This is a genomic window from Methylobacterium goesingense (assembly GCF_022179225.1).
Classification (GTDB): domain Bacteria; phylum Pseudomonadota; class Alphaproteobacteria; order Rhizobiales; family Beijerinckiaceae; genus Methylobacterium; species Methylobacterium goesingense.
In genome coordinates this window covers 63,779-85,653 of sequence record NZ_BPQL01000014.1, presented here as the reverse complement: position 1 = coordinate 85,653, position 21,875 = coordinate 63,779, and the positions used below count along the sequence as shown (strand labels likewise).

Annotated in this window: 22 protein-coding genes; 10 read left to right on the top strand and 12 right to left on the bottom strand. The window is 71.3% G+C overall.

Annotated elements, in window-relative coordinates; genetic code table 11:
* Positions 1 to 296 precede the first annotated feature (296 nt).
* Positions 297 to 1,475 carry a cell division protein ZapE gene (gene zapE / locus MFF30_RS02750; protein ID WP_283205852.1) on the bottom strand — a complete coding sequence of 393 codons (1,179 nt, stop codon included), beginning with the start codon at positions 1,473 to 1,475 and terminating at the stop codon, positions 297 to 299.
* 304 nt (positions 1,476 to 1,779) lie between these two features.
* On the opposite strand from zapE, the gene MFF30_RS02745 reads away from it, so the two are divergent.
* From MFF30_RS02745 to MFF30_RS02735, 3 genes are all read left to right on the top strand, one after another.
* Entirely contained in the window at positions 1,780 to 2,349 is a 570-nt protein-coding gene (locus MFF30_RS02745) for a GNAT family N-acetyltransferase (RefSeq protein WP_238276251.1), read from the top strand.
* 98 nt (positions 2,350 to 2,447) lie between these two features.
* Positions 2,448 to 2,762 (top strand): hypothetical protein, encoded by a 315-nt coding sequence (locus tag MFF30_RS02740; RefSeq protein ID WP_238276249.1) that lies wholly within the window; start codon positions 2,448 to 2,450, stop codon positions 2,760 to 2,762.
* 143 nt (positions 2,763 to 2,905) lie between these two features.
* Entirely contained in the window at positions 2,906 to 3,121 is a 216-nt protein-coding gene (locus MFF30_RS02735; protein WP_238276247.1) for a hypothetical protein, read from the top strand.
* A gap of 7 nt (positions 3,122 to 3,128) precedes the next feature.
* Here the strand turns inward: MFF30_RS02735 and MFF30_RS02730 are convergent, their stop codons facing one another.
* The 3 genes from MFF30_RS02730 to MFF30_RS02720 form a co-directional block, all read right to left on the bottom strand.
* Positions 3,129 to 3,806 carry a polyamine aminopropyltransferase gene (locus tag MFF30_RS02730; RefSeq protein ID WP_238276246.1) on the bottom strand — a complete coding sequence of 226 codons (678 nt, stop codon included), beginning with the start codon at positions 3,804 to 3,806 and terminating at the stop codon, positions 3,129 to 3,131.
* Positions 3,807 to 3,921: 115 nt separating this feature from the next.
* Complete coding sequence (locus MFF30_RS02725) at positions 3,922 to 5,595, bottom strand: formate--tetrahydrofolate ligase (protein WP_238276244.1); 1,674 nt, start codon at positions 5,593 to 5,595, stop codon at positions 3,922 to 3,924.
* A 231-nt stretch (positions 5,596 to 5,826) separates the two neighbouring features.
* Positions 5,827 to 6,048: a heavy-metal-associated domain-containing protein gene (locus MFF30_RS02720; RefSeq protein ID WP_238276242.1), complete on the bottom strand. Its 222-nt coding sequence runs from the start codon at positions 6,046 to 6,048 to the stop codon at positions 5,827 to 5,829.
* 270 nt (positions 6,049 to 6,318) lie between these two features.
* Here MFF30_RS02720 and MFF30_RS02715 point away from each other — a divergent pair, with 270 nt between their 5' ends.
* Positions 6,319 to 7,779, top strand: coding sequence for an EAL domain-containing protein (locus tag MFF30_RS02715; RefSeq protein ID WP_238276240.1), 1,461 nt, complete (start codon positions 6,319 to 6,321; stop codon positions 7,777 to 7,779).
* A gap of 91 nt (positions 7,780 to 7,870) precedes the next feature.
* A complete protein-coding gene (locus tag MFF30_RS02710) occupies positions 7,871 to 8,785 on the top strand; it encodes a TIGR01459 family HAD-type hydrolase (protein ID WP_238276238.1) in 915 nt (304 codons plus the stop codon).
* Between the two features lie 16 nt (positions 8,786 to 8,801).
* On the opposite strand, the gene MFF30_RS02705 is transcribed toward MFF30_RS02710, so the two are convergent.
* Positions 8,802 to 9,335, bottom strand: a complete 534-nt coding sequence (locus tag MFF30_RS02705; protein WP_238276236.1) for a protein phosphatase CheZ — start codon at positions 9,333 to 9,335, stop codon at positions 8,802 to 8,804.
* A gap of 49 nt (positions 9,336 to 9,384) precedes the next feature.
* Positions 9,385 to 9,768 (bottom strand): response regulator, encoded by a 384-nt coding sequence (locus MFF30_RS02700; protein WP_018046001.1) that lies wholly within the window; start codon positions 9,766 to 9,768, stop codon positions 9,385 to 9,387.
* Positions 9,769 to 9,997: 229 nt separating this feature from the next.
* Between MFF30_RS02700 and MFF30_RS02695 the strand changes: the two genes are divergently transcribed.
* Positions 9,998 to 11,188, top strand: a complete 1,191-nt coding sequence (locus tag MFF30_RS02695; RefSeq protein WP_238276234.1) for an aminotransferase class I/II-fold pyridoxal phosphate-dependent enzyme — start codon at positions 9,998 to 10,000, stop codon at positions 11,186 to 11,188.
* Positions 11,189 to 11,255: 67 nt separating this feature from the next.
* On the opposite strand, the gene MFF30_RS02690 is transcribed toward MFF30_RS02695, so the two are convergent.
* Positions 11,256 to 11,651 carry a hypothetical protein gene (locus MFF30_RS02690; RefSeq protein ID WP_238276224.1) on the bottom strand — a complete coding sequence of 132 codons (396 nt, stop codon included), beginning with the start codon at positions 11,649 to 11,651 and terminating at the stop codon, positions 11,256 to 11,258.
* 211 nt (positions 11,652 to 11,862) lie between these two features.
* The gene (locus MFF30_RS02685) at positions 11,863 to 15,276 is read right to left on the bottom strand and encodes an acyl-[ACP]--phospholipid O-acyltransferase (RefSeq protein WP_238276222.1); all 3,414 of its coding nucleotides are present in this window, start codon (positions 15,274 to 15,276) and stop codon (positions 11,863 to 11,865) included.
* Positions 15,277 to 15,462: 186 nt separating this feature from the next.
* Here MFF30_RS02685 and MFF30_RS02680 point away from each other — a divergent pair, with 186 nt between their 5' ends.
* Positions 15,463 to 16,083 (top strand): TetR/AcrR family transcriptional regulator, encoded by a 621-nt coding sequence (locus tag MFF30_RS02680; RefSeq protein ID WP_238276220.1) that lies wholly within the window; start codon positions 15,463 to 15,465, stop codon positions 16,081 to 16,083.
* Positions 16,084 to 16,270: 187 nt separating this feature from the next.
* Here MFF30_RS02680 and MFF30_RS02675 read toward each other — a convergent pair whose 3' ends face one another.
* Both MFF30_RS02675 and MFF30_RS02670 read right to left on the bottom strand, forming a co-directional pair.
* Positions 16,271 to 16,525 (bottom strand): hypothetical protein, encoded by a 255-nt coding sequence (locus MFF30_RS02675; RefSeq protein WP_238276217.1) that lies wholly within the window; start codon positions 16,523 to 16,525, stop codon positions 16,271 to 16,273.
* A gap of 207 nt (positions 16,526 to 16,732) precedes the next feature.
* Complete coding sequence (locus tag MFF30_RS02670; protein WP_238276215.1) at positions 16,733 to 17,752, bottom strand: gamma carbonic anhydrase family protein; 1,020 nt, start codon at positions 17,750 to 17,752, stop codon at positions 16,733 to 16,735.
* Between the two features lie 159 nt (positions 17,753 to 17,911).
* Between MFF30_RS02670 and MFF30_RS02665 the strand changes: the two genes are divergently transcribed.
* Together MFF30_RS02665 and MFF30_RS02660 are read left to right on the top strand one after the other, a co-directional pair.
* Entirely contained in the window at positions 17,912 to 18,388 is a 477-nt protein-coding gene (locus MFF30_RS02665) for a molybdenum cofactor biosynthesis protein MoaE (RefSeq protein WP_238276212.1), read from the top strand.
* Between the two features lie 242 nt (positions 18,389 to 18,630).
* Entirely contained in the window at positions 18,631 to 19,845 is a 1,215-nt protein-coding gene (locus MFF30_RS02660) for an AI-2E family transporter (RefSeq protein ID WP_238276210.1), read from the top strand.
* A 22-nt stretch (positions 19,846 to 19,867) separates the two neighbouring features.
* Here the strand turns inward: MFF30_RS02660 and MFF30_RS02655 are convergent, their stop codons facing one another.
* On the bottom strand, positions 19,868 to 20,815 hold the full coding sequence (locus tag MFF30_RS02655) for a site-specific tyrosine recombinase XerD (protein ID WP_283205851.1): 948 nt from the start codon (positions 20,813 to 20,815) through the stop codon (positions 19,868 to 19,870).
* A gap of 17 nt (positions 20,816 to 20,832) precedes the next feature.
* On the bottom strand, positions 20,833 to 20,985 hold the full coding sequence (locus MFF30_RS02650; protein ID WP_238276208.1) for a histidine kinase: 153 nt from the start codon (positions 20,983 to 20,985) through the stop codon (positions 20,833 to 20,835).
* A gap of 235 nt (positions 20,986 to 21,220) precedes the next feature.
* Here MFF30_RS02650 and MFF30_RS02645 point away from each other — a divergent pair, with 235 nt between their 5' ends.
* Positions 21,221 to 21,859, top strand: coding sequence for a shikimate kinase (locus MFF30_RS02645; RefSeq protein ID WP_238276206.1), 639 nt, complete (start codon positions 21,221 to 21,223; stop codon positions 21,857 to 21,859).
* The last annotated feature ends 16 nt before the right edge of the window (positions 21,860 to 21,875 follow it).

Below are 21,875 nucleotides of genomic sequence, written 5' to 3'. Positions count from 1 at the left end.
GCATCGAGCCACCCCCCGGAAGGGTCCTGAGACACGGCGGCGGATCCGGCTCTTCGAAAGAGCCGTCGCAGCGCACGAAGCCCCCACGCCCCGTACCTCGGAATGAATACAATTAAACGCTGGGTCCGTTGCAGCGCAACCGGACACCCGCCCGGTCATCCGTCACGGATTCATCGATCCGGCTCTCATGTGCCGTTGCGCACGGGCCGGAGAAGATCGTGTGACCCAAAGAGCGGAGTCGCGCGTTCTCTCGCCCGCCCGAGGCCTGGATGCGAGAAGAACCGTCTGTCGGCGCCTCAGGTCTCAACGAGCCCGGTGCTGGCGCCGCTCGCCCCGGAATCACCGGCCCCGTGCGGCAGGGCGAGGTATTCCGACGAGCGCATCTCGATCAGGCGCGAGACCGTGCGGTCGAACTCGAAGGCCTCGCGGCCCTCGGTGGCGGTGTAGAGGTCCTGCGGCTCGGCCGCGGCCGAGGCGACGAGCTTCACGTGCGCGTCGTAGAGGGTATCGACCAGGGTGATGAAGCGCTTGGCCTCGTTGCGGTTCTCCGGTCCCATCACGGGGATGTCCGAGACGATCACCGTGTGGAAGGCGCGGGCCACCGCCATGTAGTCCGAGGCGCCGAGCGGCTGGGCGCAGAGGTCGGCGAAGCCGAAGCGGGCGACGCCGCCCGTCTCCTCGGGCACGGCGACCTCGTGCCCCTTCACCCGGAGCGTCGCGGGCCGGCCCTTCGCCTTGCCGGTCAGACCCTTGAAGGCGGTGGCCAGCGCCGCCGCCGCCGTCGCATCCGCGGGCACGTGGTAGACGGAGGCGCCTCCGAGCTTTTCCAGCCGGAAATCCGTGCGCGAATCGAGGCGGAGCACCTCCACGCGCTCCTGCAACTCGGCGATGAAGGGCAGGAACAGGGCGCGGTTCAGGCCGCCTTCGTAGAGCCGGTCGGGCTCGACGTTGGAGGTCGCCACCACGGTGACGCCCCGGCGGAACAGGGCGCCGAACAGGCGGCCGAGGATCATCGCGTCGGCGATGTCGGTGACGGTGAACTCGTCGAAGCAGAGCAGCGTCGCCTCGTCGGCGAGCGCATCGGCGACTACGGGAATCGGGTCGTCGCCCTTGGCGGTGCCGGCCTTCAGCGCCTGGCGGTGGGCGTGGATGCGCTCGTGGGCGTCGGCGAGGAAGCCGTGGAAATGCACCCGGCGCTTCGGCTCGGGGGCGGCCTCGTGGAAGAGGTCCATCAGCATGGTCTTGCCGCGCCCCACCGACCCCCAGATGTAGAGCCCCCGGGGCGGCGTCGCGGCATCGTCCCGCCGGCCGAACAGCCAGCCGAGCGCGCTGCCCTTGCGGGCACGCTTGCGTCGGCCGAGCTCCTGCACCAGGCGGTCGAGGGCGCGCACGAGATGGATCTGCGCCGGGTCGCGCTCGATGGTCGCGGCGCGGACCAGGGCCTCATAGCGATCGGCGACCGGGCCGGGGGACACGGGCCCGGCCTTGGCCTGGCTCGACGGCTCGGGGCCCGAGGAGGAGGGGGCGTTCACGGTGTGGGCGACCTGTTCGCGAAGGAATCGGCGGGCTGGGATCGGGCGGCCGGCGGGCAAGCCGGTCTGACGCGGCCACCCCGCCGGATCAAGCCCCGGACCCCGTTCCGGGGCCGGGCGCACGGCACCCGGTCATTTTGCTGCATTGCACAAAGTTGGCAGCGATGCCACATCCGACATGCCTTGAGGGAGGCTACGCCCGGAACCGGCGCGCCCTGCGCGCCCTGAAACCGGAGACCGGCACCCGATGCCCGATACCCACCCGACCCTGCACTCCATCGTCCGCCGCCTGTGGCCCAACGACGGCCCGGCCGTGGAATCCTACTTCCTGCGGCTCGATCCGGAGACCCGCGCCAACCGCTTCATGGGCGCGCTGAGCGACGCGGCTGCCGTCACCTATGCGCGCAACGCGATGAATGCCGAGGGCCTGATGTTCGGCAGCTTCGTCGACGGCACCCTGCGGGGCCTCGGCGAATTGCGTCCCGCCTCCGCGCCGCCGCCCGGCTTCGTTCTCGGCACGGAGGCGGAAGCCGCCTTCGCGGTGGAGAAGGCGTTTCGCCGCAACGGCCTCGGGCAGGCGCTCTTCCGGCGGATCGCCGCCGCTGCCCGCAATCGGGGGGTTCGCGACCTGCACGTGCGCTGCCTGGCCTGGAACCGGCCGATGCGGGGGCTTGCCTCCAAGGTCGGCGCCAGCCTGCGCATCACCGGCGGCGAGGCGGACGGCGCCCTCCATCTCGCGCGTCCGACCCCAGCCTCCCTGTGGCAGGAGGGCGTCACCGAGGCGGTGGATTTCACCCTCGCCCTCACGGCGGCGTGAGTCTCGGCTTTGCCGGGTCCGGTCCGCAGGCTATCGTCACGCGCAACGTGCCGCCCCGACGGGTTCCTCCCGTCCGAGGCTGGCCGGGGGATCGCATCATGACGGACGTTTCGCGGCGGAGCCTGTCCGCCCTTATCGCCTGCGCCGCGCTCCTGCCGGGCGTCGCCCAGTCCCAGACGCGCCCCGACACACGGGCGATGACCTGTGTCGAAGCCAGCGCGCTGGTGGCCCGGGCCGGCGCCATCGTGCTGAGTACCGGGCCGGTGACCTACGCGCGCTTCGTGCGCGACGGCGGGTTCTGCCCGCTGCCGGAAACCACCCAGCCCTCCTGGGAGATCACGCGGGACGATCCGAAGTGCTTCGTCGGCTATGTCTGCCGCGACAAGTTCAACGAGGGTCAGGGCCGCGACTGAGCCCCGGGGCGTTCCCGCGCCCGTCGCCGATCCTCTCGGAGGCTTACGGCCAAGCTGCCATGTTGCCGCCCCGCCGCCTGTCGATGCTCGCGGCCGAGACCCGTTCCGCCAGAGGACGGGCTCGCCGACGCGGGGCTCAAGACATGGACCAGAGCGAGATTACCCACACCACCCGTCCCTCGAGCCGGCCGGCCGAGGCACGCCTCGAACGCTGCGTGGCCGATGCCCTGCGCGTCATCGCGGCGGCCTGCGACGAGCGGAATGCGCCGCCGGTCAAGGCCGCCCGGTGGCATCTCGCCGAGATCTACGGCGCGACCCGCCTCAGCCGGCAGCGCGAGCGCCGGTCCGCTTCCGCCTGAGGTTCCGTCACCGGGCCGGTCGCTCGGCGAGCCAGATGGTGTGACGCGCCCCGCGCGAGCGCCCGGCACGCACGCCGACGGCCTCGACCTGGAAGCCGCCCCGCGCCAGCCGCTGGGTGAAGGCCGGGTCGGGATGGGCCGACCAGACCGCGAGAACGCCTCCGGGACGCAGGGCCGCCCGCGCGGCGGCGAGGCCGGCGGCATCGTAGAGCCGGTCGTTGGCACGCCGCGTCAGGCCATCGGGGCCGTTGTCGACGTCGAGCAGGATCGCGTCGTAGCTGCCGCGCCCGGCGCGGATCACGTCGGCGACGTCGGCCACGCGCGCCTCGACGCGCGGATCGGCGAGCGCCGCCTCCGAGACCGTCGCCAGCGGGCCGCGCCCCCAATCCAGCACCGCCGGCACCAGTTCGGCCAGCACGATCCGGGCCTCCCCGGGCTGCGCGTCGAGGGCGGCCCGCAGGGTGAAGCCCATGCCGTAGCCGCCGATCAGCCAGCACGGGTTCCGGCGGCTCCCGAGCCGGCCGGCGGTCAGGGTCGCCAGCGCCTCCTCCGAGCCGCTGAGCCGGCTGTTCATCAGCTCGTTGTGGCCGAGCTGGATCGAGAATTCGGTACCCCGCTGCAACAGCCGCAAGGGGTCGGAACCGCCCGGGACGGGGGCGGTGTCGAGGACGACCCAGGGAATCATGATGCGGGCCTGCCGGCGTCGGGGATCATGCGATCCCCGCTAGCATGGCCCGGCGGCCGGATCACGCGACGTGCGCCGGAGCCCTCTCCCGCGGGCGGGAGAGGGCTCACGCTGGCTAGAACAATCCCTCGATCTGCCCGTTGGCGTCGAGGTGGATGCCCTCGGAGGCCGGGACCTTGGGCAGGCCCGGCATGGTCATGATCTCACCGCAGATCACCACGACGAAGCCGGCCCCCGCCGAGAGGCGCACGTCGCGCACCGCGATGACGTGGCCGGAGGGCGCGCCCATCAGGGTCGGGTCGGTGGAGAACGAGTACTGGGTCTTGGCCATGCAGACGGGCAGGTTGCCGTAGCCGTCCTTCTCGAACTGGGCGAGCTTGGTGGCGGCCTTCGATTCCACCTGGATGTCGCCGGCGCCATAAAGCTTGGTGGCGATGGCGCGGATCTTGTCGGTGAGCTTGGTCTCGGTCTCGTAGACGAAGCTCAAGGGCTTCTGCTCGCCCTCGGCCAGCTTGACCACGGCGTGCGCGAGTTCCTCGGCGCCCGCGCCGCCCTCCGCCCAGTGCTTGCAGGTGATGGCCTCGACCTGAAGCTTGTCGCGGCAGAGCTCCTTCAGCTTGGCGTGCTCGGCATCGGTGTCGGCGTAGAAGTGGTTGACGCCGACGACCACGGGCAGGCCGAAACTGCGCACGTTCGTCACGTGCCGGGCGAGATTCGCGAAGCCCTTCTCCAGGGCGTCGAGGTTCTCGGAGCCGAGTTCCTTCTTCGAGACGCCGCCATGCATCTTGAGGGCGCGCACGGTGGCGACGATGACCACCGCCGAGGGCTTCAGGCTGGCCTGCCGGCACTTGATGTCGATGAACTTTTCCGCGCCCAGATCGGCGCCGAAGCCGGCTTCCGTCACCACGTAGTCGCCGAGCTTGAGGCCCGCGCGGGTGGCGATCACCGAGTTGCAGCCATGCGCGATGTTGGCGAAGGGGCCGCCGTGGATGAGGGCGGGGTTGCCCTCGAGCGTCTGGACGAGGTTGGGCTGGAGCGCGTCCTTGAGGAGCACGGTCATCGCGCCCGTGGCCTTGACGTCCTTGAGCGTCACCGGCTTGCGGTCGCGGGTCTCGGCGATGACGATGCGGCCGAGGCGGGCTTCCAGGTCGTCGAGGTCGCGCGCGAGGCAGAACACCGCCATGACCTCGGAGGCGACGGTGATGTCGAAGCCGTCCTCGCGGGGGAAGCCGTTGGCGACGCCGCCCAGCGACTGGGTGATGGCCCGCAGGGCCCGGTCGTTCATGTCGACCACCCGGCGCCAGTGGATGCGGCGCACGTCGATGTTGAGCTCGTTGGCCCAGTAGACGTGGTTGTCGATGAGTGCGGCCGCGAGCGAGTGCGCGGAGGTGATGGCGTGGAAGTCGCCGGTGAAGTGCAGGTTGATCTGCTCCATGGGCACGACCTGAGCCTTGCCGCCGCCGGCCGCCCCGCCCTTCATGCCGAAGCAGGGGCCGAGCGAGGGCTCGCGCAGGCACGCCACGGTCTTCTGGCCGACGCGGTTGAGCGCGTCCGCGAGGCCGACCGTGGTGGTGGTCTTGCCTTCACCCGCCGGAGTCGGGCTGATCGCCGTCACGAGGACGAGCTTGCCCTCCGGCTTGGTCTCCAGGGACTTGATGAAGGCATGGTCGATCTTGGCGATATGCTTGCCGTAGTGGTGCAGCGCGTCGTCCGGGATGCCGATCTTGGCGGCGACCTCGGTGATCGGCTGAAGGGTCGCCGCGCGCGCGATCTCGATATCTGAGGGCATTGTTGCGTTTCTCCCGGATTGTTCTTGTGCGTCCGAGCCGGCGCGAGGCCGGATTCCGTCCGCTGGCGTTCGTCGTATCGCCGCCAGGACCGGATCCGCCGACGTTGGGCCGTGCGGATCGGCCGAGCGGCCACGCGTCATCGATCGCATCAGTTTGCGCGATGGGACAAGCAAAAGCGCGTCGGAAATTTTGAATTTGCAGGCAAAAATTTGTTTTGGATCAGGCCTGTGTCAGCCCGTCATGGCACTCGCCGTGTATCCGGCCCCGGTCAGTGCCTCGGCGACGCTGAGGGCCTGAGCGGTCGTCGTCACCGCGACGCGGCCGTGGTCGAGGTCGACCGCGACCCGGGCGTCCGGGTCGAGGCGCTGGATCGCCCGGCGCACTGCCGCCGCGCAGCCGTCGCAGGTCATGCCCTCCACCTGCATCAGAAGGTCCGATGGCGTCGCGTCCATGAGGTGCGCTCCGGGGCTTTCGTCGAGACCCTACTCATTCTGGCGCCGGCGCCGCCCGATGCAAGGCTCGCCTCCGTCGCGAGGATGCGCCGAAGTACAGGACACAGGTCGCGAAAATCGGTTTACCGTGTCCGCACATCCCTTGTGGGCGCTGCGCGTCTCGGCAACAAAAGGGGCACCGGCACGGCCGGTCTCGTCACCGCAGTGCTTTCTGCACCGACGTGTCTTCCGCACCGAAGTGTGTCCTGCGTTCGAGGATCGCGTATTTCGATGGCCCGGATCGTCGGCCGGCGTACGAGCCTCTGGGCCTTGAGCCTTCTCGGGCTCTGTCTTCTCGGGCCCCTGGCGGTCTTCTCACCCCTCGGCGCGAGTCTCGGGCTCGCCGCCCTCGGCCTGATGCTCGGTCTCGTCGCGCAGCTGCGCGCCGGGCGGCTCGCCGCCCGCTGCGACAAGCTGTCGAGCGAGGTCGACGTCCTGTCCCAGCGCCTGATGCGCATCGAGACCGTGGCCCGCGCCATCGCCGAGCAGCAGGTGCGCGCCGCCGATGCGCGTGGAACCGGCGCGGCCGGAGCGACAGCGCCGGATACCGGCCATCTCAGTGCCGGGATCGAGGAGGTCACGGCCGAGATCGGCCTCCTCAGTGGCATCGTGCGTGAACTCGCCGCCGTCGTAGCCGCGCAGGACGGCGAGATCGCCGGCCTGAAGGCCGCGCCGCCGCCCGCGCCGGTCTCCGTTCGACCCGCTCCGCCAATGCCCGCGCGCGCGCCGGCGCCCGAACCCGCGAGCCCGCCGTCCCAGCGCCCGGAGGCCGCCTCGGTGCCGCTGGCACCCTCGGCACCCTGGACTCCCCGCGCCCTCGGCCGGTCCTTCCCTCCGGACCACGACCCCGCGCGCGAGGCCGCCATCCTGGCCGCCTTCGACGGTCCCGGCCTGGAGGTCCATCTCCAGCCGATCGTGTCGCTGCCCCAGCGCAAGGTGGTGTCCTACGAGGCCCTGGCGCGCCTGCGCCTGTCGGGCGAGACCCTGGCGCCGGAGGCCTTCGTGCCCGTGCTGGAGCGCCATGGGCGCACCACGGACCTCGATCGCCGCACCCTGCAGCGCGTCGCCACCATCGCGCGGCATCTTGCCGGGCGCGGCAGCCAGGCGGCGGTGGCCTACGGGCTCTCGCCGCGCTCGCTGTTCGAGCCGGGTTTCCTGCGGTCGCTCGGCCGCCTCGTCGAGGGCGTGCCGGACCTGTCGGGGCGGGTGATGCTGGCCCTGCCGCAGGCAAGTTGGCGCAGCCTCGACGGCGAGCAGGCTGGGGCCCTGGCCGACCTGCGTGGCCGGATCGGATTCATCCTCGACCGTCCCCTCGACCTGCGCCTCGATCCCCTGGCGCTCGCCGACCGGGGCGTCTCCCAGGTCAAGGTGCCCGCCGACCTCCTGCTGCGGCCGTCCTCGCGCCAGGCCATGCCCGACATCGCCCTGGAAGATCTCGTCGCGGCCCTCGCGCGGGCTGGCATCCGCCTCGTCGCGGACGGCGTGGAGCGCGAGGCGGACGTGCCCGACCTCATCGAACTCGAGGTGCCGATGGCGCAGGGCAGCGTCTTCGCGCCGGCCCGGGTCGTGCGCGCCGAGGTGCTCAACGCGCCCCCGCCCGAGGCGCCGGAGCCCGCCCCTCCGCCGAACGAGGACCCGGAGCCCCCGCCGCAGCGCCGCCCGTTCCGCGATTTCCTGCGGCGCGCCGGCTGAAATCCCCGGGGCCGGCGTTTGATTTTGCCCGGCGTCCCGCCTAACCGGTCGGCCTCTGCCCGATGCCCGCCCCCCGATCCAGGCTCGCCCGATGACCGACATGCCCGCCCGTTCCCCCGCGCCGGGACACGTCCCGACCCTGCGCGGTCTCGCGGCCATCGCCGAGGGGGTCGATCTCATCCTGTGCGACGTCTGGGGCGTCCTGCACGACGGCACCAACGCCCATCCGGGCGCCAGCGACGCCTTGATGCGCTTTCGCGCCCTGCCCGGGGCGGGGCGCCCGCGCCGGGTGATCCTGGTCTCGAACGCCCCCCGGCCCTGGCCCGGCGTGCGGGAGATCCTGGACGGGTTCGGCATTCCGCGCGCGGCCTATGACGCGATCCTGACCTCGGGCGACCTCACCCGCAGCCTGATCGCCGCGCATCCGGGGGCCCGCATCCACCATCTCGGTCCTGAGCGCGACGCCCCGATCTTCGCCGACCTCGACCTCACCCTGGTGCCGGCCGCAGAGGCCGAGCGGGTCGTCTGCACCGGCCTGTTCGACGACACCTGCGAGACGGCGGACGATTACCGCGCGACCCTGGCGGCGTTGCGCGCGCGCGACGTACCGATGATCTGCGCCAATCCCGATCTGGTGGTGGAGCGCCGCGGCCAGCTCATTCCCTGCGCCGGGCTCCTCGCGGAGGCCTACGAGGCGCTGGGAGGACAGGTGGCCTATGCGGGCAAGCCGCACCGTCCCGTCTACGAGGCGGCCATGGCGATGGCGGGAACCCTCGATGCGGGCACGCCGCCGAACGCAGCCAGGGTCCTGGCCGTCGGCGACGCGCTGCGTACCGACATCGCCGGCGCCGTCGGTTTCGGGATCCCGAACCTGCTGGTGGCGCGTGGCATCCATGCCGAGGAGCTCGGGGTCTCGGCGGAACAGGCGAGCCTCGGCGACATCGCGCACTGGCTCGACGCCCAGGCGGTGCGGCCGGATGCGGTGATCGAGCGCCTGGTCTGGTGATGGGTCTGGGGCGCGCTCAGGCGAAGAGCGCGTCGATCTCGTCCTGGGCCACGGCCGGGCCGTTGATCTGAGGACCGTTGAGCATCAGCAGCTCCTTGCGGACCTGACGCTCGACCTCGCCGGGATCGAGGCCGCCCTCGTCCTTGGCCTTGACGGCGTTGGCGAAGCGCGAGAGCCGGGTCTCGAGCTGCCGCAGGGCCTCGACGACCTTGGAGATGCGCTGGCCCGTGATGTCCTGGAAGGTGCACGCCTCGAAGATGTCGTTCATCCGCTCCTCGACGGCGGCGCGGTAGTTCCCGTCGTCCGGCAGGCCGAGGATCTCCTCGGCCGCGTTCATGATGGAATTCGTGGCGCCCGCCGTGGCGGCCACTACGCTGCCGAGTTCCTCGTGCGCCATCGGCAGGCGGTCGCGGGTGAATTCGTTGGCGCGGAGCGCGGCGATCTCGCGGCGCATGTGGGCGATGTATTCCGCGATCTCCACGAGTTCGCGGATCAGGGAAGGCTTCTCCGGGGTGGGGTTGGCCTTCCGCACCTGCTTGGCAAGAGCCATCGCGTTCCGCTCTCCAATGTCGTTGCGGGATCTGCTCGGGGCGCGGCGATCAGGCGCCGCAGACCGCCTCGATCTTGCTCTTCAGGGTCGCGGCGTTGAAGGGCTTGACGATGTAGTTGTTCACGCCGGCCTTCTTGGCCGCGATGACGTTCTCGGTCTTCGACTCGGCGGTGACCATGATGAACGGGGTGGTGCGCAGGGCCTCGTCGGCACGCACGTGGCGCAGCAGCTCGTAGCCCGTCATCGGCTCCATGTTCCAGTCGGAGATCACGAGGCCGTACTTGCGGTTCTTCAGGCGCGCCAGGGCGGCGGTGCCGTCGGAGGCGTCGTCGACCTCCTCGAATCCGAGCTGCTTCAGGAGGTTGCGGATGATACGGACCATCGTCTGATAATCGTCGACGACGAGGATCGGCATGCCGAGATCGAGGGCCATGGGTCGGTGTGCTCCGTCAGAAGGGCCGGTGCGAGGCGCGCGGCTCTCCGGGCGCGCGTCTCTCCAGGAATATGCCGGTGCGCCAAGCGTGGAGCGCCCCTTGACGGGGAAACTACGCCGGATCGCATTGCGAAGCGGTTAACTGCCCGGGCCTTCCCCGCCACGGCGGCGCGATCTCCCGTCCGCCTTGACAAGACCGGACCGGTTGTCCCCTTCGGACGGCATGTCCATGCCGATCCCGACGCCCGGTTCCGACTCCAAGGCCGCCGAATCAAAGCCTGCCGACTCGGCGTCCGCCAGCCTCGATGCCTTCGCCCGCAGGACCCTCGCCGATCTGGAGACCCGCGCCTTGCGCCGGCGCCTCGTCGAGACGGAGCGCGGTCCCGGCACCGCCGCCCGCCGGGGGGCGCGGAGCCTGGTGTCGTTCTCCTGCAACGACTACCTCGGCCTCTCCGACGATCCGCGCGTGATCGCGGCGGGCCAGGAGGCGCTGGCCCGCTACGGGGCCGGGGCGGGCGCCTCGCGCCTCGTCACCGGCAACCACCCCGTGCTCGCGGCGCTCGAAGGGCGGCTCGCCGCGCACAAGGGCAAGGCGGCCGCCCTGGTCTTCGGCAGCGGCTACATGGCCAATCTGGGCATCGTGCCGGCGCTGACCGGATCGAAGGACCTCGTCCTCGTCGATGCCCTCGGCCATTCCTGCCTGTTCGCGGGGGCGCAGATCTCGGGCGCCACGATGCTGCGCTTCCGACACAACGACGTCGAGCATCTCCGCGCCATCTTGAGCGCCCGGCGCGGGCGGCACGAACGGGCGCTGATCCTCACGGAGCGAGTCTTCAGCATGGACGGCGACCGGGCGCCGCTCGACGATATCCTGGCCGTCGCGGCGGAGCACGAGGCCTGGACCCTGGTGGACGACGCCCACGGCCTCGGCGTGGTGGAGGCGGGCGCCCGCGCGCCCCTCGAGATGGGGACGCTGTCGAAGACGTTGGGGTCCTACGGGGGCTATCTCTGCGCGTCGCAGGCGGTGATCGACCTGATGACCAGCCGGGCCCGCAGCTTCGTCTACACGACGGGCCTGCCGCCGGCCTCGGCCGCTGCGGCCCTGAGGGCGCTGGAGATCGTCGAGGCGGAGCCCGAGCGCGCGGCCCGGCCCCTGGCCCTGGCCCGCGGCTTCACCGCGCGCCTTGGCCTGCCCGAGGCGGCGAGCCCGATCGTGCCGATCCTGGTGGGGGAGGCGGCCGCCGCCCTGGCCCTATCGGCGGCCCTCGAGGCACGCGGCTTCCTCGTGGTGGCGATTCGCCCCCCTACGGTCCCGGCGGGCACGGCCCGGCTGCGGGTGGCGTTCTCGGCGGCCCATACGCAGGATCAGGTGGATGCCCTCGCCGAGGCGCTGATCGACCTCGGCATGGGTGGCGTCTAATACGAGACCTCGATGAGCCTGACTCATCGAGGGCCGCCCGCGCGACGGCGCGGCGCCGGTCGCGATCTCAGTCGTCCGACGAAGCCGAACCGTCCCTGACTCTTCGATCACGCAGGCGGTCCGCCCGGTCCCGGGCCTGCCGACGCTGGGCCGCGAAGCCGATCCAGCGGGTGACGAGAGGGCCGCGCCGCCGGCTCTGAGACGGCGGGCTCGCGGCTTCGCTGGGCGAAGGTGCCGGAAGGTCGGCGTCGTCCCGGTCCTGCATCCGCACGGACCGATCCGTCCGGGACGCCCCGGCCGCGTCGCTCCCGCGTGCGTTGTCGTTGTACGGCAGGGCGAGGCCGCCGGGCACGGCCGGTTCGCGTCCGTCCTCGCCGAAGCCGGCGGATGCGTTGGCCGGTCCGACCCCGTCGGAGCGGGCCCGGCCTGTCTGAGCGATCATCCTGACGGTCATCATGCGCATCGCTGGTTATCCGGAATCCGGCCTCGTCCGCGTTTCGGACAAGCGATCCCACCCCCGGGCCCGGGCCATCAGGAGGCCCTGGATTCAGGACTCATCATAAGCGATTGCAGGCAGCGGTTGAGACCCTGGTTTGGTCTCCGGGTCCAGATCTCTTGTCCTGGCGTCCCAAAACGCGAAGCGTGGGGGGGCGACAACGCGACCCCAGGGGGCCTCATGCGGCGGCGGGGGCCTCGCCGGCCGCCCGCTCGCGGGCGAGCTTGACCACGCTGACCTGATCGACCTTGCCGGTGCCGAGCATCGGCAGGCGCTCCAGCACCACCACCTCGGCGGGCATCGCGATCTCGGGTGCGCCCTTGCCCTTGGCGAAGCTCTGGTAGACGGCCCGGGTCGCGTCCTTGGCTTCCGTGAACAGCACCAGCCGCTCGCCCTTGCGGGCATCCGGCACGGCGGCCACCGCGCTCGGCGCATCCGGCCAGAGCTCGGCCGCGATGGCCTCGACGCTCGCCAGGGACACCATCTCGCCGGCGATCTTGGCGAAGCGCTTGGCGCGGCCCTTGATGGTGACGAAGCCCTGGGCGTCGATGGCGACGATGTCGCCGGTGTCATGCCAGCCTTGCGGAGGCGCCTCGATCATACCGGGGCGTTCGGGCCGCAGGTAGCCCAGCATGATGTTGGGGCCGCGCAGCGACAGGCGGCCGCCCTCGTCGATTCCGGGCACCGGCTCCAGGCGCCAGTCCTGGCCGGGCAGGAGCCGGCCGACCGTGCCGAAGCGGTTGAACATCGGCGTGTTGAGGGCGACCACCGGGCCGCACTCGGTGACGCCGTAGCCCTCCAGGATGCGCAGGCCGAACTTCTCGCCCCAGGTCTTGCGGGTGGATTCCTTCACCGCCTCGGCACCGGCCACGACGTAGCGCAGGGAGCGCAGGTCGTAGGAATGGGCGGTCTTGGCGTAGCCGGAGAGGAAGGTGTCGGTGCCGAACAGGACCGTGGCGTTGGTGCCGTAGATGAGCTCCGGCACGATCCGGTAATGCAGCGGCGAGGGATAGAGGTAGACCGGGACGCCCGAGACCAAGGGCAGCACGAGGCCCGCCGTCAGGCCGAAGGCGTGGAAGACCGGCAGCACGTTGAAGACCTTGTCGCTCGGCCCGAAATCGATTCGGGCAGCCACCTGCGCGGTGTTGGCGAGCATGTTGCGGTTGGCCAGCACCACGCCCTTTGGCGCCCCCTCGGAGCCGGAGGTGAACAGGATCGCGGCCGGGTCGTCGCCGGTCCGCGCCACCAGGGGCGCGCGCTTGGCCAGGAAGCCCCGGAGCTTGTCGCCCGTCGTGATGCCGATGCGGACATCCTCGAGGTACACGAGGGACACCGTGCTCCCGAGCGCCTCGACCATCGCGCCGAGGCGGCCCTTCTCGATGAAGGCGCGCGAGGTCAGGATGGTGTCGACCTCCGCGGTCTTGCAGGCGGACAGGATGTTGGCCGCACCCGCCGAGAAGTTGATCATCGCCGGCACGCGGCCCGCCGACGCGAGGGCGAACAGCGTCACCGCCGCGCCGTTGGCGTTCGGCAGCATCACGCCGAGCGGCTTGCCCGGGGCGCCGAGCCCCTGCAGCTTGCGGCCCAGGATGTTGGCGCCCATCACCAGGCGGGAATAGCTCAAGCGGCCCATCGGATCCTCGACGGCCGTGCGGCGCCAGCCGTGGCGGTCGCCGGCGTCGATGAGGGCCTGCATCAGGCCGCGATCGATGTCGCTGGTGCGGAAGACGAGGTCGGACATGATCCCGTAGAGCGCGGCGCCCGCCGCCTGCCGGCGGGCTTTGCCCTTGAGGGCCGGGTCCACGTTAAGGGCGACCGGCGAAAGGATCGTGACGGTGACCTTCGGCCACCAGCGCCGCTTCACCTGGTTCTTCGAGAGGCGCGAGAAGACCGTCTTCTCCAGGCCGTCGATCTTCACCGGCACCACCATGGCGCCGGACTTGTCGGCGATGAGGCCAGCCCCGTCATAGACCTTCATCAGGCTCCCGGTGACGGTGAGGCGCCCCTCGGGGAAGATGATCAGGGTCTCGCCGTTCTTGACGGCGTTGATCAGGGTGCGGGTGGCGAGCGGCCGGGTCGGGTCCAGCGGCATCGCCTTCGTCATCGCCAGGAAAGGCTTCACCCACCAGCGCTGCGCGATGCCGTGGTCCACGGCGAAGACGGGTTCCTGGTCGAGGAGCGAGAGCGCCAGCGGCGCATCGAGGAAGGAGACGTGGTTGAGGGCGATGATGGCGTTCGGACCGGCCTTCTCGACGTTCTCCAGGCCGCGCACCTCCAGGCGGTAGAAGGCCCGGAACAGGATCGACAGGAAGTCGCGGAACGGGCTCGTGGGCAGCACCGCGAGGATGACGACGCCCGCCACGAGGTTGAGGACACCCAGCAGGGCCAGGAGCGCGGCCATCGACCAGCCCGCGCCCTGGAGGGCGGCGAGCCCCAGCGCCCCCGTCACCATGAAGGCGGCGGTGAGCACGTTGACGGCGCCGATGACGCGGGCGCGCTTGTCCTTGTCGGTCCAGGCCTGCACGGCGGCGAAGGAGGGCACGATGTAGAGTCCGCCCGCGACCGCGAGGCCGAACAGATCGATGGTGACGCGCAGGCCCGTGCCCGTGGTGATGAAGTCCCAGGCCCCCGCGGGATCGCCCGAGACGGGGGGCAGGTGCGCCACAGTCCAGGCGAGGTCGAGGCCGAAGGCGCCCATGAGCAGGGCCCCGATGGGGGTGGGCAGCAGCACGATGCGGCCGCTGGCGAGCCAGGAGGCGAGGCCCGAGCCCACCGCGATGCCGATGGAGAACACGGCGAGCAGGGTCGTCACCACGGTCTCGGAGCCGTTGAGGCTCTGGCGCACGAGGACGGGCAGCAGCGACAGGATGACGGCGCCGACCAGCCAGAACCAGCTCACGATGAGCGACCCGCGCCAGAGCCGGGTGTCGCCCCAGAGGTCGCGCAGGAGGGCGCCGGTGGAGCGGGCGACGTTGGGATCGACCCGCAGGGTCGGGGCGGCCTCGCCCGTGGCGGGGATCGCCCGGGCCGAGAGCCAGCACAGGACCGCGAACACCATGATCATCGAGCTGAAGGCCAGCGCGCCGCCGCCCATGGCGGTGGCGAGGCCCGCCACGATGGTGCCCAGCAGGATGGCGAGGAAGGTCGCGGCCTCCACCAGCGCGTTGCCGGCGGTGAGCTCGTCCCGGCGCAGGTGGTCGGGCAGGATGCCGTACTTGATCGGCCCGAACAGGGCCGCGATCGTGCCGAACAGGCCCAGCGCCACGAACAGCACCGGAACGGAATGCATCCAGAAGCCGAGCGCCGCGGCGGCCGCGCCGAAGATCTCGGCGAATTTCAGCCGCTTGGCGATGAGCGCCTTGTCGTAGCGGTCGGCCATCTGGCCGCCGAGACCCGAGAGGATGAAGAACGGGCCGATGAAGACCGCCCCCGCCAGGGTCACCAGCATCGGCGAGCCGCCGCCCGGGCCGCCGACCTGGAATAGGATGAGGAAGACGAGGGCGTTCTTCAGGAAATTGTCGTTGAAGGCCGAGAAGAACTGGCACCAGAACAGGGGCGCGAACCGCCGCGTCGTCATCAAGGTACGAAACATGGAAGTCTCCTCGGACGACGCATGACTGCCCGGCTCACGCCGTAGCGTCAAATTCTGAACCGCTCGTCCTTTGCACGCTGTTCAAAAGCTACGACTGCTCCGCCGCGATCGCAATCGTGATATTGCACGTCGTGCAATCCAGGTGACGCGACCGTGCGCGGACGCACGGAAACGGGGCGGAGATCCATGGCGAAGGCGAAGAAGCGGGGGACCGGCCCGCGCGGCGAGCACGACCGGGACGCGTTCCTCGACCTCGTGACTCGGGCGGCGGAAGGGCTGGTGCGCCGGGAGGGCCTACGCGGCCTCGGGATGCGGCGGCTCGCGACCACGATCGGCTATGCGCCGAACTCGATCTACAATGCGGTGGGCGACCTCGACGCGGTGACGATGCGGGTCAACGCCCGCACCCTGGAGCGGCTGCACGCCACGCTCACGGCGGCGGTCGCCGAAGCAGCGCCGCCGCGCGAGAAGGCCCTGGCGCTGGCGGACGCCTATCTCGCCTTCGTCGCCGCCGATCCGCAGGTCTGGAGCCTGGTGTACGAGCACCAGGCCGCCCCCGACAGCGCCTTCCCGGACTGGTATGCGGAGGCCCTCGGCCGGGCCACCGACCTCGTCGACGGCGTGCTCCGGCCGATGATCCCCGATCCCGACGAGCGCCGGCAGGCGGTGGCGACCCTATGGGCTGGCCTGCACGGCCTCGCCTCGCTCTCGACCTCGCGAAAACTCGCGGTGCTGACGCCCGAATCCCCGCGCGATCTCGCCCGCCTGCTTGTCGGCCGCTTCCTCGGCGCGGCCCCCTTGGATTGACGCGCGGTGGCGGAATGCGTTCGGGGTGACCCCGGCGCGGCCTGCGTGGATTGCGTGCGGACCGAGATCGGGATCATCGCGGACGGGGCGATCCGGATGCGGGCCCTGGGGGGACACGGCGCCGCCCGAGCGGCACGCCACCGACAAAGAAAAAAGGGCCCGGAGCGAGTCCGGACCCTTCGTCGCTTCAGCGGCTGGCGGGGGCGCCCGGAACGGGCTCGTTCATGCCGGGGCCGGAACGGCCGGTCGAGCCCGTGGTCGCGCCCCGGTCCCGGGCCGGCGCGGTGTCGGCGGGCTCGCCGTACTGGGAGGCGTTCCGCGCCCCGTTCTGCTCGAGTTCCTGGGCCGGCGCGTTGTTGGCCGAGCCCGGGCCGCTGCCGGCGGCGAGGGCGGCGCCCCCGAGGGTGAAGGTCGCGATGACGGCGATGGTGACGGCTTTCATGAATAACTCTCTGCGGCGCGGCGTCGGGGGCAGACAACGTGCGTTCGGCGAAAGGTGTTCCCGGGCCGAATGCTAGGCTGGCCGCGCGTTCCGTGCCGCACGGGCGCATGAAATCGATGCGCGATTCTGGCCTTACAGTTCCATGAAATCGGCGTTGCGCGTGCTAGCCGCGACGCTCCAGTTGATTCCGCGGCGTGGAGGCCTGCCTCAACCGAGTGCCGCCTCCGCCTGCCGGTAGGCCACCCCGTGTGCGACGTAGCCCTCGACCACCCGGGCCATCATCGCGCGCTTCTCCGCATCGAGGGGGGCGAGGATGCGGGCCGGACGCCCGCCCCAGAGGTGGCCGCCCTCCAGGAGCTGGCCCGGATCGGTGGTGGCACCGGCGGCCAGCAGCACGTCGTCGGCGATCACGGTGCCGGGCGCCACGACGCAGCCGATGCCGATGAGGCCGCGCGCACCGATGCGGCAATCGGCGAGGCGGACATTGTGGCCGATCGTGGTGTCGCGCCCCAGGACGACGCCCTCGCCCCGGGTGCGGATGACGCTGTTGTCCTGGATGTTGGTGTTGGCGCCGACCACGATGGGGCCGACCTCGGCGTGGAGGTCGCAGGAGAACAGCACGCTGGAGCCGGCCCCGAGGGCGATGCGGCCGCGCAGGCGTGCCGTGCGGGCGACGTAGACGCTGGGGTCCGGCTCCGCCGCGTCGGCGGGCGGCGCGGGGGGCAGGTCGCCGGAGGCCTCGCGCAGGCGCTCGGCCCGCTCGGCGATCTCGGGCCCGCCGATCGGCCGTACCGGCTTGGCGGGGCTGCCCGCATAGGCGAAGCCCGCGGCCAGATGCGACCGGGGAAAGACGGTGGCGCCCGCCTCGATGAGCACGCCGCTCTCCACGCGCGCGCCGTCGAGCACGATCACGTCGTCCTCGATCACCACGTCCGAGCCGATCGTGCAGGCATGCACCACCGCGTTTCGGCCCACCGTCACCCGGTCGCCCACCAGGGTCGGGTAGGTGTTGGTTGCGATGTGCACGGTGGAGCGGTGGCCGAGCCAGAAGCGCTCGCCGATGACGATGCGGTCGCCGTCGGCGCGGATGACGCTGTGGTCGCCGAGCCAGGCCTGCGCGCCGATGGTCGCGTCGCCGATCACCGTGCTCGCGCGCCCGCACCAGACCGGACGGGCCGAGAAGACGGGCAGGGCGCCGTCATGGGGCAGGATCAGCTCTGGGGTCACGGCGAAAAACGTCCTTCGGAATCCCGGTGGTGTCGCCGGGCGTTCGGGGGCATAGACCGCCCGTGCCCGTGAGGGCAGGTTCGCCGGGCCTCGTCAAGGGCGTATCGCCCCCGGGGCGGGGGCGGGCGCCGTTCCGAGGGAAGACTCCGAGGGAAGACCATGCCGGACGTCAGCATCCAGAGCGCGCCCTTCGACCCGGGCACCGAGATCGCCCGGTTCACCGAGGAATTCGGCGGCCGGGCCGGGGCCATCGTCACCTTCACGGGCCTGTGCCGCGACGAGGGCGGCCGCCTCACGGGGCTCGAACTCGAGCATTACCCCGGTATGGCCGAGGCCGAGATCGGCCGGGTGGTCGAGACCGCGCGCACCCGCTGGCCGCTCCACGGGGTTCGGGTGATCCACCGCCACGGCCTAGTGGCGCCCGGCGCGGGCATCGTGCTGGTGGTCACCGCGTCGAGCCACCGGATCGCGGCCTTCGAGGCCGCGAGCTTCCTGATGGATTACCTCAAGACGCGGGCGCCGTTCTGGAAGCGCGAGCACCTCGCCGACGGCACCACGGGCGGCTGGGTGGAGGCGACGGAGGCCGACAACCGGGCCGCCGCGCGCTGGGACGGGTCGGCCGGCGCGCCGCCCTAAGCAGGTTTCGCAAAAGTGGTCCCCGGTTTTGCGGCTAAAACCTGCGATATATCAGAGAGCTAAGCAGGGTGAAGCGTTGGCTTGCCAAGGCGAACCTGCTTAGCGCCGCCCGGACACGGAACTCAAGCTGAGCTGGCGACATCCTCCCGGGGGATGGGCCGGGCGTGACGCGGCCGGGCCGACCCGGAGACCCGTCCGAAATCCGCGTGCCCGAACCGGCATGCCAGGAGCCCAACCCGTTCATGGCCATTCCTTTCCTCAGCGCGGAGCCCGCCGGCCCGCGTCCGCGCGACTGGTCCCTTGCCGTGTCCGGCATCGCCGTCGTGGCCTTCATCGCCGTGCTGGCGCTGGCCTGGATGGCGGCCTCGACGCTGCTCCTCGTCTTCGCCGGCATCCTGCTCGGCGTCTTCCTCGACGGGCTGACGCGGCTCCTCGGCAAGGTGCTGCCGGCGGGCCGGGGTCTGCGCCTCAGCCTCGTCAGCCTCGTGCTCGCCGGCCTCACCCTCGCCCTCATCGCCTTCGGCGGCGCCACGATCGTGCAGCAGGGCCGGGACCTCGGCCAGACGGTCGCGGCCCAGGCCGGCACCGTGCGGGACCGGCTCAAGGATTACGGCATCGACGTGCCCGAGATCGCCCCCGGCAAGATTGGCGACAACAAGGGTGGCGGCGACAAGGGGGGCGAGAACAAGGGCGGCGCCTCCGGGGGCGGGGAGGCCGCACCCAAGGACGACGAATCCGGTTCGTCCAGCCAGAAGCCCGGCGGCCTCGCCGGCCTCGCCTCCGGGGCCATGAAGAGCCCCGGCTCGCTGCTGTCGGATGCCGGCAGCGTTCTCGGCCCAGCGGCCACCGTGGTCATCGGCCTGTTCAGCGCGCTCGGCAACGCCCTGGTCATCGTCTTTCTCGGCCTCTCGGTGGCGGCCGATCCGGGGGCCTATCGCGATGGCCTCGTACGCTTCGTGCCGCCCGCGCACCGGGACCGCACCACCGCCCTGCTCGACGGCATGGGCGAGACCCTGCGTCACTGGCTGTTCGGGCAGCTCATCACCATGGCGGTGATCTTCCTCTGCACCTGGGCCGGCCTCGCCTTCCTGGGGATCGGCGGCGCCCTCATCCTCGGCCTCCAGGCCGGGCTCCTGGCCTTCATCCCCACCATCGGCCCGCTGATCGCCGGCGTGGTGATCGTGCTCGCCTCGCTGGCCTCCGGCACCACGGCGCTGCTGGGCGCGCTCGGCGTCTATCTCGCGGTGCAGGCCCTGGAGAGCTACGGCCTCACGCCCTTCATCCAGAAGCGGGCCCTCGACATCCCCCCGGCCACGATCTTCGCCGGCCAGCTCGTGCTCGGCGTCATCTTCGGCCTCTGGGGTATCGCGCTGGCGCTGCCCCTCATGGCGGTGGCGAAGGTGATGCTGGCCCAGCTCTACATCGAGGACACCCTGCACGAGGAGGCGGAGGGGTGAGGCGCTTGCGCGTCGGCACGCCTCACGCGTCCATCAGCGGGTGCAGGTCGCGGACCATGCTCTTGAGCCGCTCGTCGAGGACGTGGGTGTAGATCTGCGTCGTCGAGATGTCGGCGTGGCCCAGCAGTTCCTGCACGATACGCAGGTCCGCGCCGTTCTGCAGGAGGTGGCTCGCGAAGGCGTGGCGCAGCACGTGCGGGCTGACCCGGTCGGCCCGCAGGCCGGCCGCCGCGGCCACGATCTTCAGGTCACGGGCGAAGGATTGCCGGGTGAGGTGCCCGCTCTCGCTGTCGGCGGGAAACAGCCAGGGCCCGTCGGCGCCGAGATTCGCGAGGTGGTCGCGCATGACACCCCGGGCGACCTCCGTGAGGGGCACCAGCCGCTCGCGCCCGCCCTTGCCCTTGGCCACGAGGTAGCGCTCCTTCGTGGAGGCCGCGGCGCGAGGCAGGGCGACGAGCTCGGACACGCGCAGGCCCGTGGCGTAGAGGAGCTCGATGAGGCAGAGCATGCGCGTGCCCCGCGCGTCGCCCGCCGCGGCGTTTCCCGCCGCCCCTTGGCGCGCGACCGTGAGCAGCCGGTCCACCTCCGCCACCGAGAGCACCTTGGGCAGGGCCCGCACCCGGCGCGGGCCGCCGATCGGCGCGCTCGGGTCGTCCTCGGCGAGCCCTTCGGCGTAGAGGAAGCGGTGGAAGCCCCGGATGCAGGACAGGCGCCGCGCCGCCGAGGCCGCCGAGAGGCCGCGCGTCTCGAGGTCGGCGAGGTAGGCGCGCAAGGGAGCGGCCTCCATCGCGACGGGGTCGTGCCCGCCGCGCGCCAGGGCGGCGAGGTAATCGTCGAGATCGCGCCGGTAGGCCGCCAGGGTGTTGACGGCCGCGCCCCGCTCGGCGGCGAGCATGTCGAGGTAGTCGCGAATCAGGGCCTCGTTCGGCGAAACCGGGCTCGGATCGGGTGCAGTCTCGGGCTCGGCCATGGGGAGCGCCGTCCGCGTCACCGGTTCGGCGGCTGCAGCTTCGAGGCCGGGATGGTCACGCTCATCTCGCGCGGGGTCGGCACCACGAAGGTCGCCAGCGCGAACATCCCCGCGAAGGCGAGTCCGCCCAGGATGACGAGAGTGGCGAGGAAACGGAACAGGGTCGGCACTCGGACGAACCTCGATCGTGCGGCGCTGGGGACGTGAGCGCGCCTCGGGGGCCAGATGGCTTCGGAAGCCGGGTCGGCTGACGGCAAGCTTGGGGTTGCATCACGCGCGGGCGCGGATGGCAATGACTTCGCGGCCACAGGCGGCGTGGCATTCCGGTGCGCGCGCCGTCGCGCGTACCGCCGGGCGCTTCGCCCCCACCGGAAAACGCGCTAAGACCCGCCCGAAGATGTGTAGATGTCCGTGATGACCGAAGTGCCCCCCCAGGGCGACCCGCCGGATGGATCCTCCGGTGGCGAGCCGATCGAACTGCGCCTGCGCCGTGCCCTCGGTCACCGCTCGATCGTGCTCGTCGGCCTGATGGGCGCGGGCAAGAGCACCGTGGGCAAACGCCTGGCCACGCGCCTCGGGCTGATGTTCAAGGATGCCGACAACGAGATCGAGACGGCGGCCAAGCTCACGATTCCGGACATCTTCGCGATCTACGGCGAGCCGAGTTTTCGCGATGGCGAGGAGCGGGTCATCGCCCGCCTGATGCGCGAGGGGCCGATGGTGCTCGCCACCGGCGGCGGCGCCTATATGCGCGAGACCACCCGCGCCCGCATCGCCGACGGCGGCGTCTCGATCTGGCTCAAGGCCGAGCTCGACGTGCTGATGCGCCGGGTGCGCAAGCGGGGCGGGCGCCCACTCCTCCAGACCGAGGACCCGGAGGAGACCCTGCGCCAGCTCATGGCCCAGCGCCATCCGGTCTACGCCCATGCCGACGTGGAGGTGATCTCCCGCGACGTCGCACACGACCGGGTCGTGCAGGACGTCATGGAAGCCCTCGACGCCTACCTCAGCGGATCAACGCAGCCAAGAATCGCAGCTCAGTGACGAATCGCAGCTCAGT

Bases quoted from the DNA above. Each gene is read 5' to 3' on its own strand.
- MFF30_RS02705 (WP_238276236.1), bottom strand. From the start codon at position 9,335: ATGGCTCTTGCCAAGCAGGTGCGGAAGGCCAACCCCACCCCGGAGAAG.
- MFF30_RS02710 (WP_238276238.1), top strand. From the start codon at position 7,871: ATGACCGACATGCCCGCCCGTTCCCCCGCGCCGGGACACGTCCCGACC.
- MFF30_RS02715 (WP_238276240.1), top strand. From the start codon at position 6,319: ATGGCCCGGATCGTCGGCCGGCGTACGAGCCTCTGGGCCTTGAGCCTT.
- MFF30_RS02680 (WP_238276220.1), top strand. From the start codon at position 15,463: ATGGCGAAGGCGAAGAAGCGGGGGACCGGCCCGCGCGGCGAGCACGAC.
- MFF30_RS02645 (WP_238276206.1), top strand. From the start codon at position 21,221: ATGTCCGTGATGACCGAAGTGCCCCCCCAGGGCGACCCGCCGGATGGA.
- MFF30_RS02745 (WP_238276251.1), top strand. From the start codon at position 1,780: ATGCCCGATACCCACCCGACCCTGCACTCCATCGTCCGCCGCCTGTGG.
- MFF30_RS02695 (WP_238276234.1), top strand. From the start codon at position 9,998: ATGCCGATCCCGACGCCCGGTTCCGACTCCAAGGCCGCCGAATCAAAG.
- MFF30_RS02660 (WP_238276210.1), top strand. From the start codon at position 18,631: ATGGCCATTCCTTTCCTCAGCGCGGAGCCCGCCGGCCCGCGTCCGCGC.
- MFF30_RS02665 (WP_238276212.1), top strand. From the start codon at position 17,912: ATGCCGGACGTCAGCATCCAGAGCGCGCCCTTCGACCCGGGCACCGAG.
- MFF30_RS02700 (WP_018046001.1), bottom strand. From the start codon at position 9,768: ATGGCCCTCGATCTCGGCATGCCGATCCTCGTCGTCGACGATTATCAG.
- MFF30_RS02740 (WP_238276249.1), top strand. From the start codon at position 2,448: ATGACGGACGTTTCGCGGCGGAGCCTGTCCGCCCTTATCGCCTGCGCC.
- MFF30_RS02720 (WP_238276242.1), bottom strand. From the start codon at position 6,048: ATGGACGCGACGCCATCGGACCTTCTGATGCAGGTGGAGGGCATGACC.
- MFF30_RS02725 (WP_238276244.1), bottom strand. From the start codon at position 5,595: ATGCCCTCAGATATCGAGATCGCGCGCGCGGCGACCCTTCAGCCGATC.
- MFF30_RS02735 (WP_238276247.1), top strand. From the start codon at position 2,906: ATGGACCAGAGCGAGATTACCCACACCACCCGTCCCTCGAGCCGGCCG.
- MFF30_RS02730 (WP_238276246.1), bottom strand. From the start codon at position 3,806: ATGATTCCCTGGGTCGTCCTCGACACCGCCCCCGTCCCGGGCGGTTCC.
- MFF30_RS02675 (WP_238276217.1), bottom strand. From the start codon at position 16,525: ATGAAAGCCGTCACCATCGCCGTCATCGCGACCTTCACCCTCGGGGGC.
- MFF30_RS02655 (WP_283205851.1), bottom strand. From the start codon at position 20,815: ATGGCCGAGCCCGAGACTGCACCCGATCCGAGCCCGGTTTCGCCGAAC.
- MFF30_RS02690 (WP_238276224.1), bottom strand. From the start codon at position 11,651: ATGCGCATGATGACCGTCAGGATGATCGCTCAGACAGGCCGGGCCCGC.
- MFF30_RS02685 (WP_238276222.1), bottom strand. From the start codon at position 15,276: ATGTTTCGTACCTTGATGACGACGCGGCGGTTCGCGCCCCTGTTCTGG.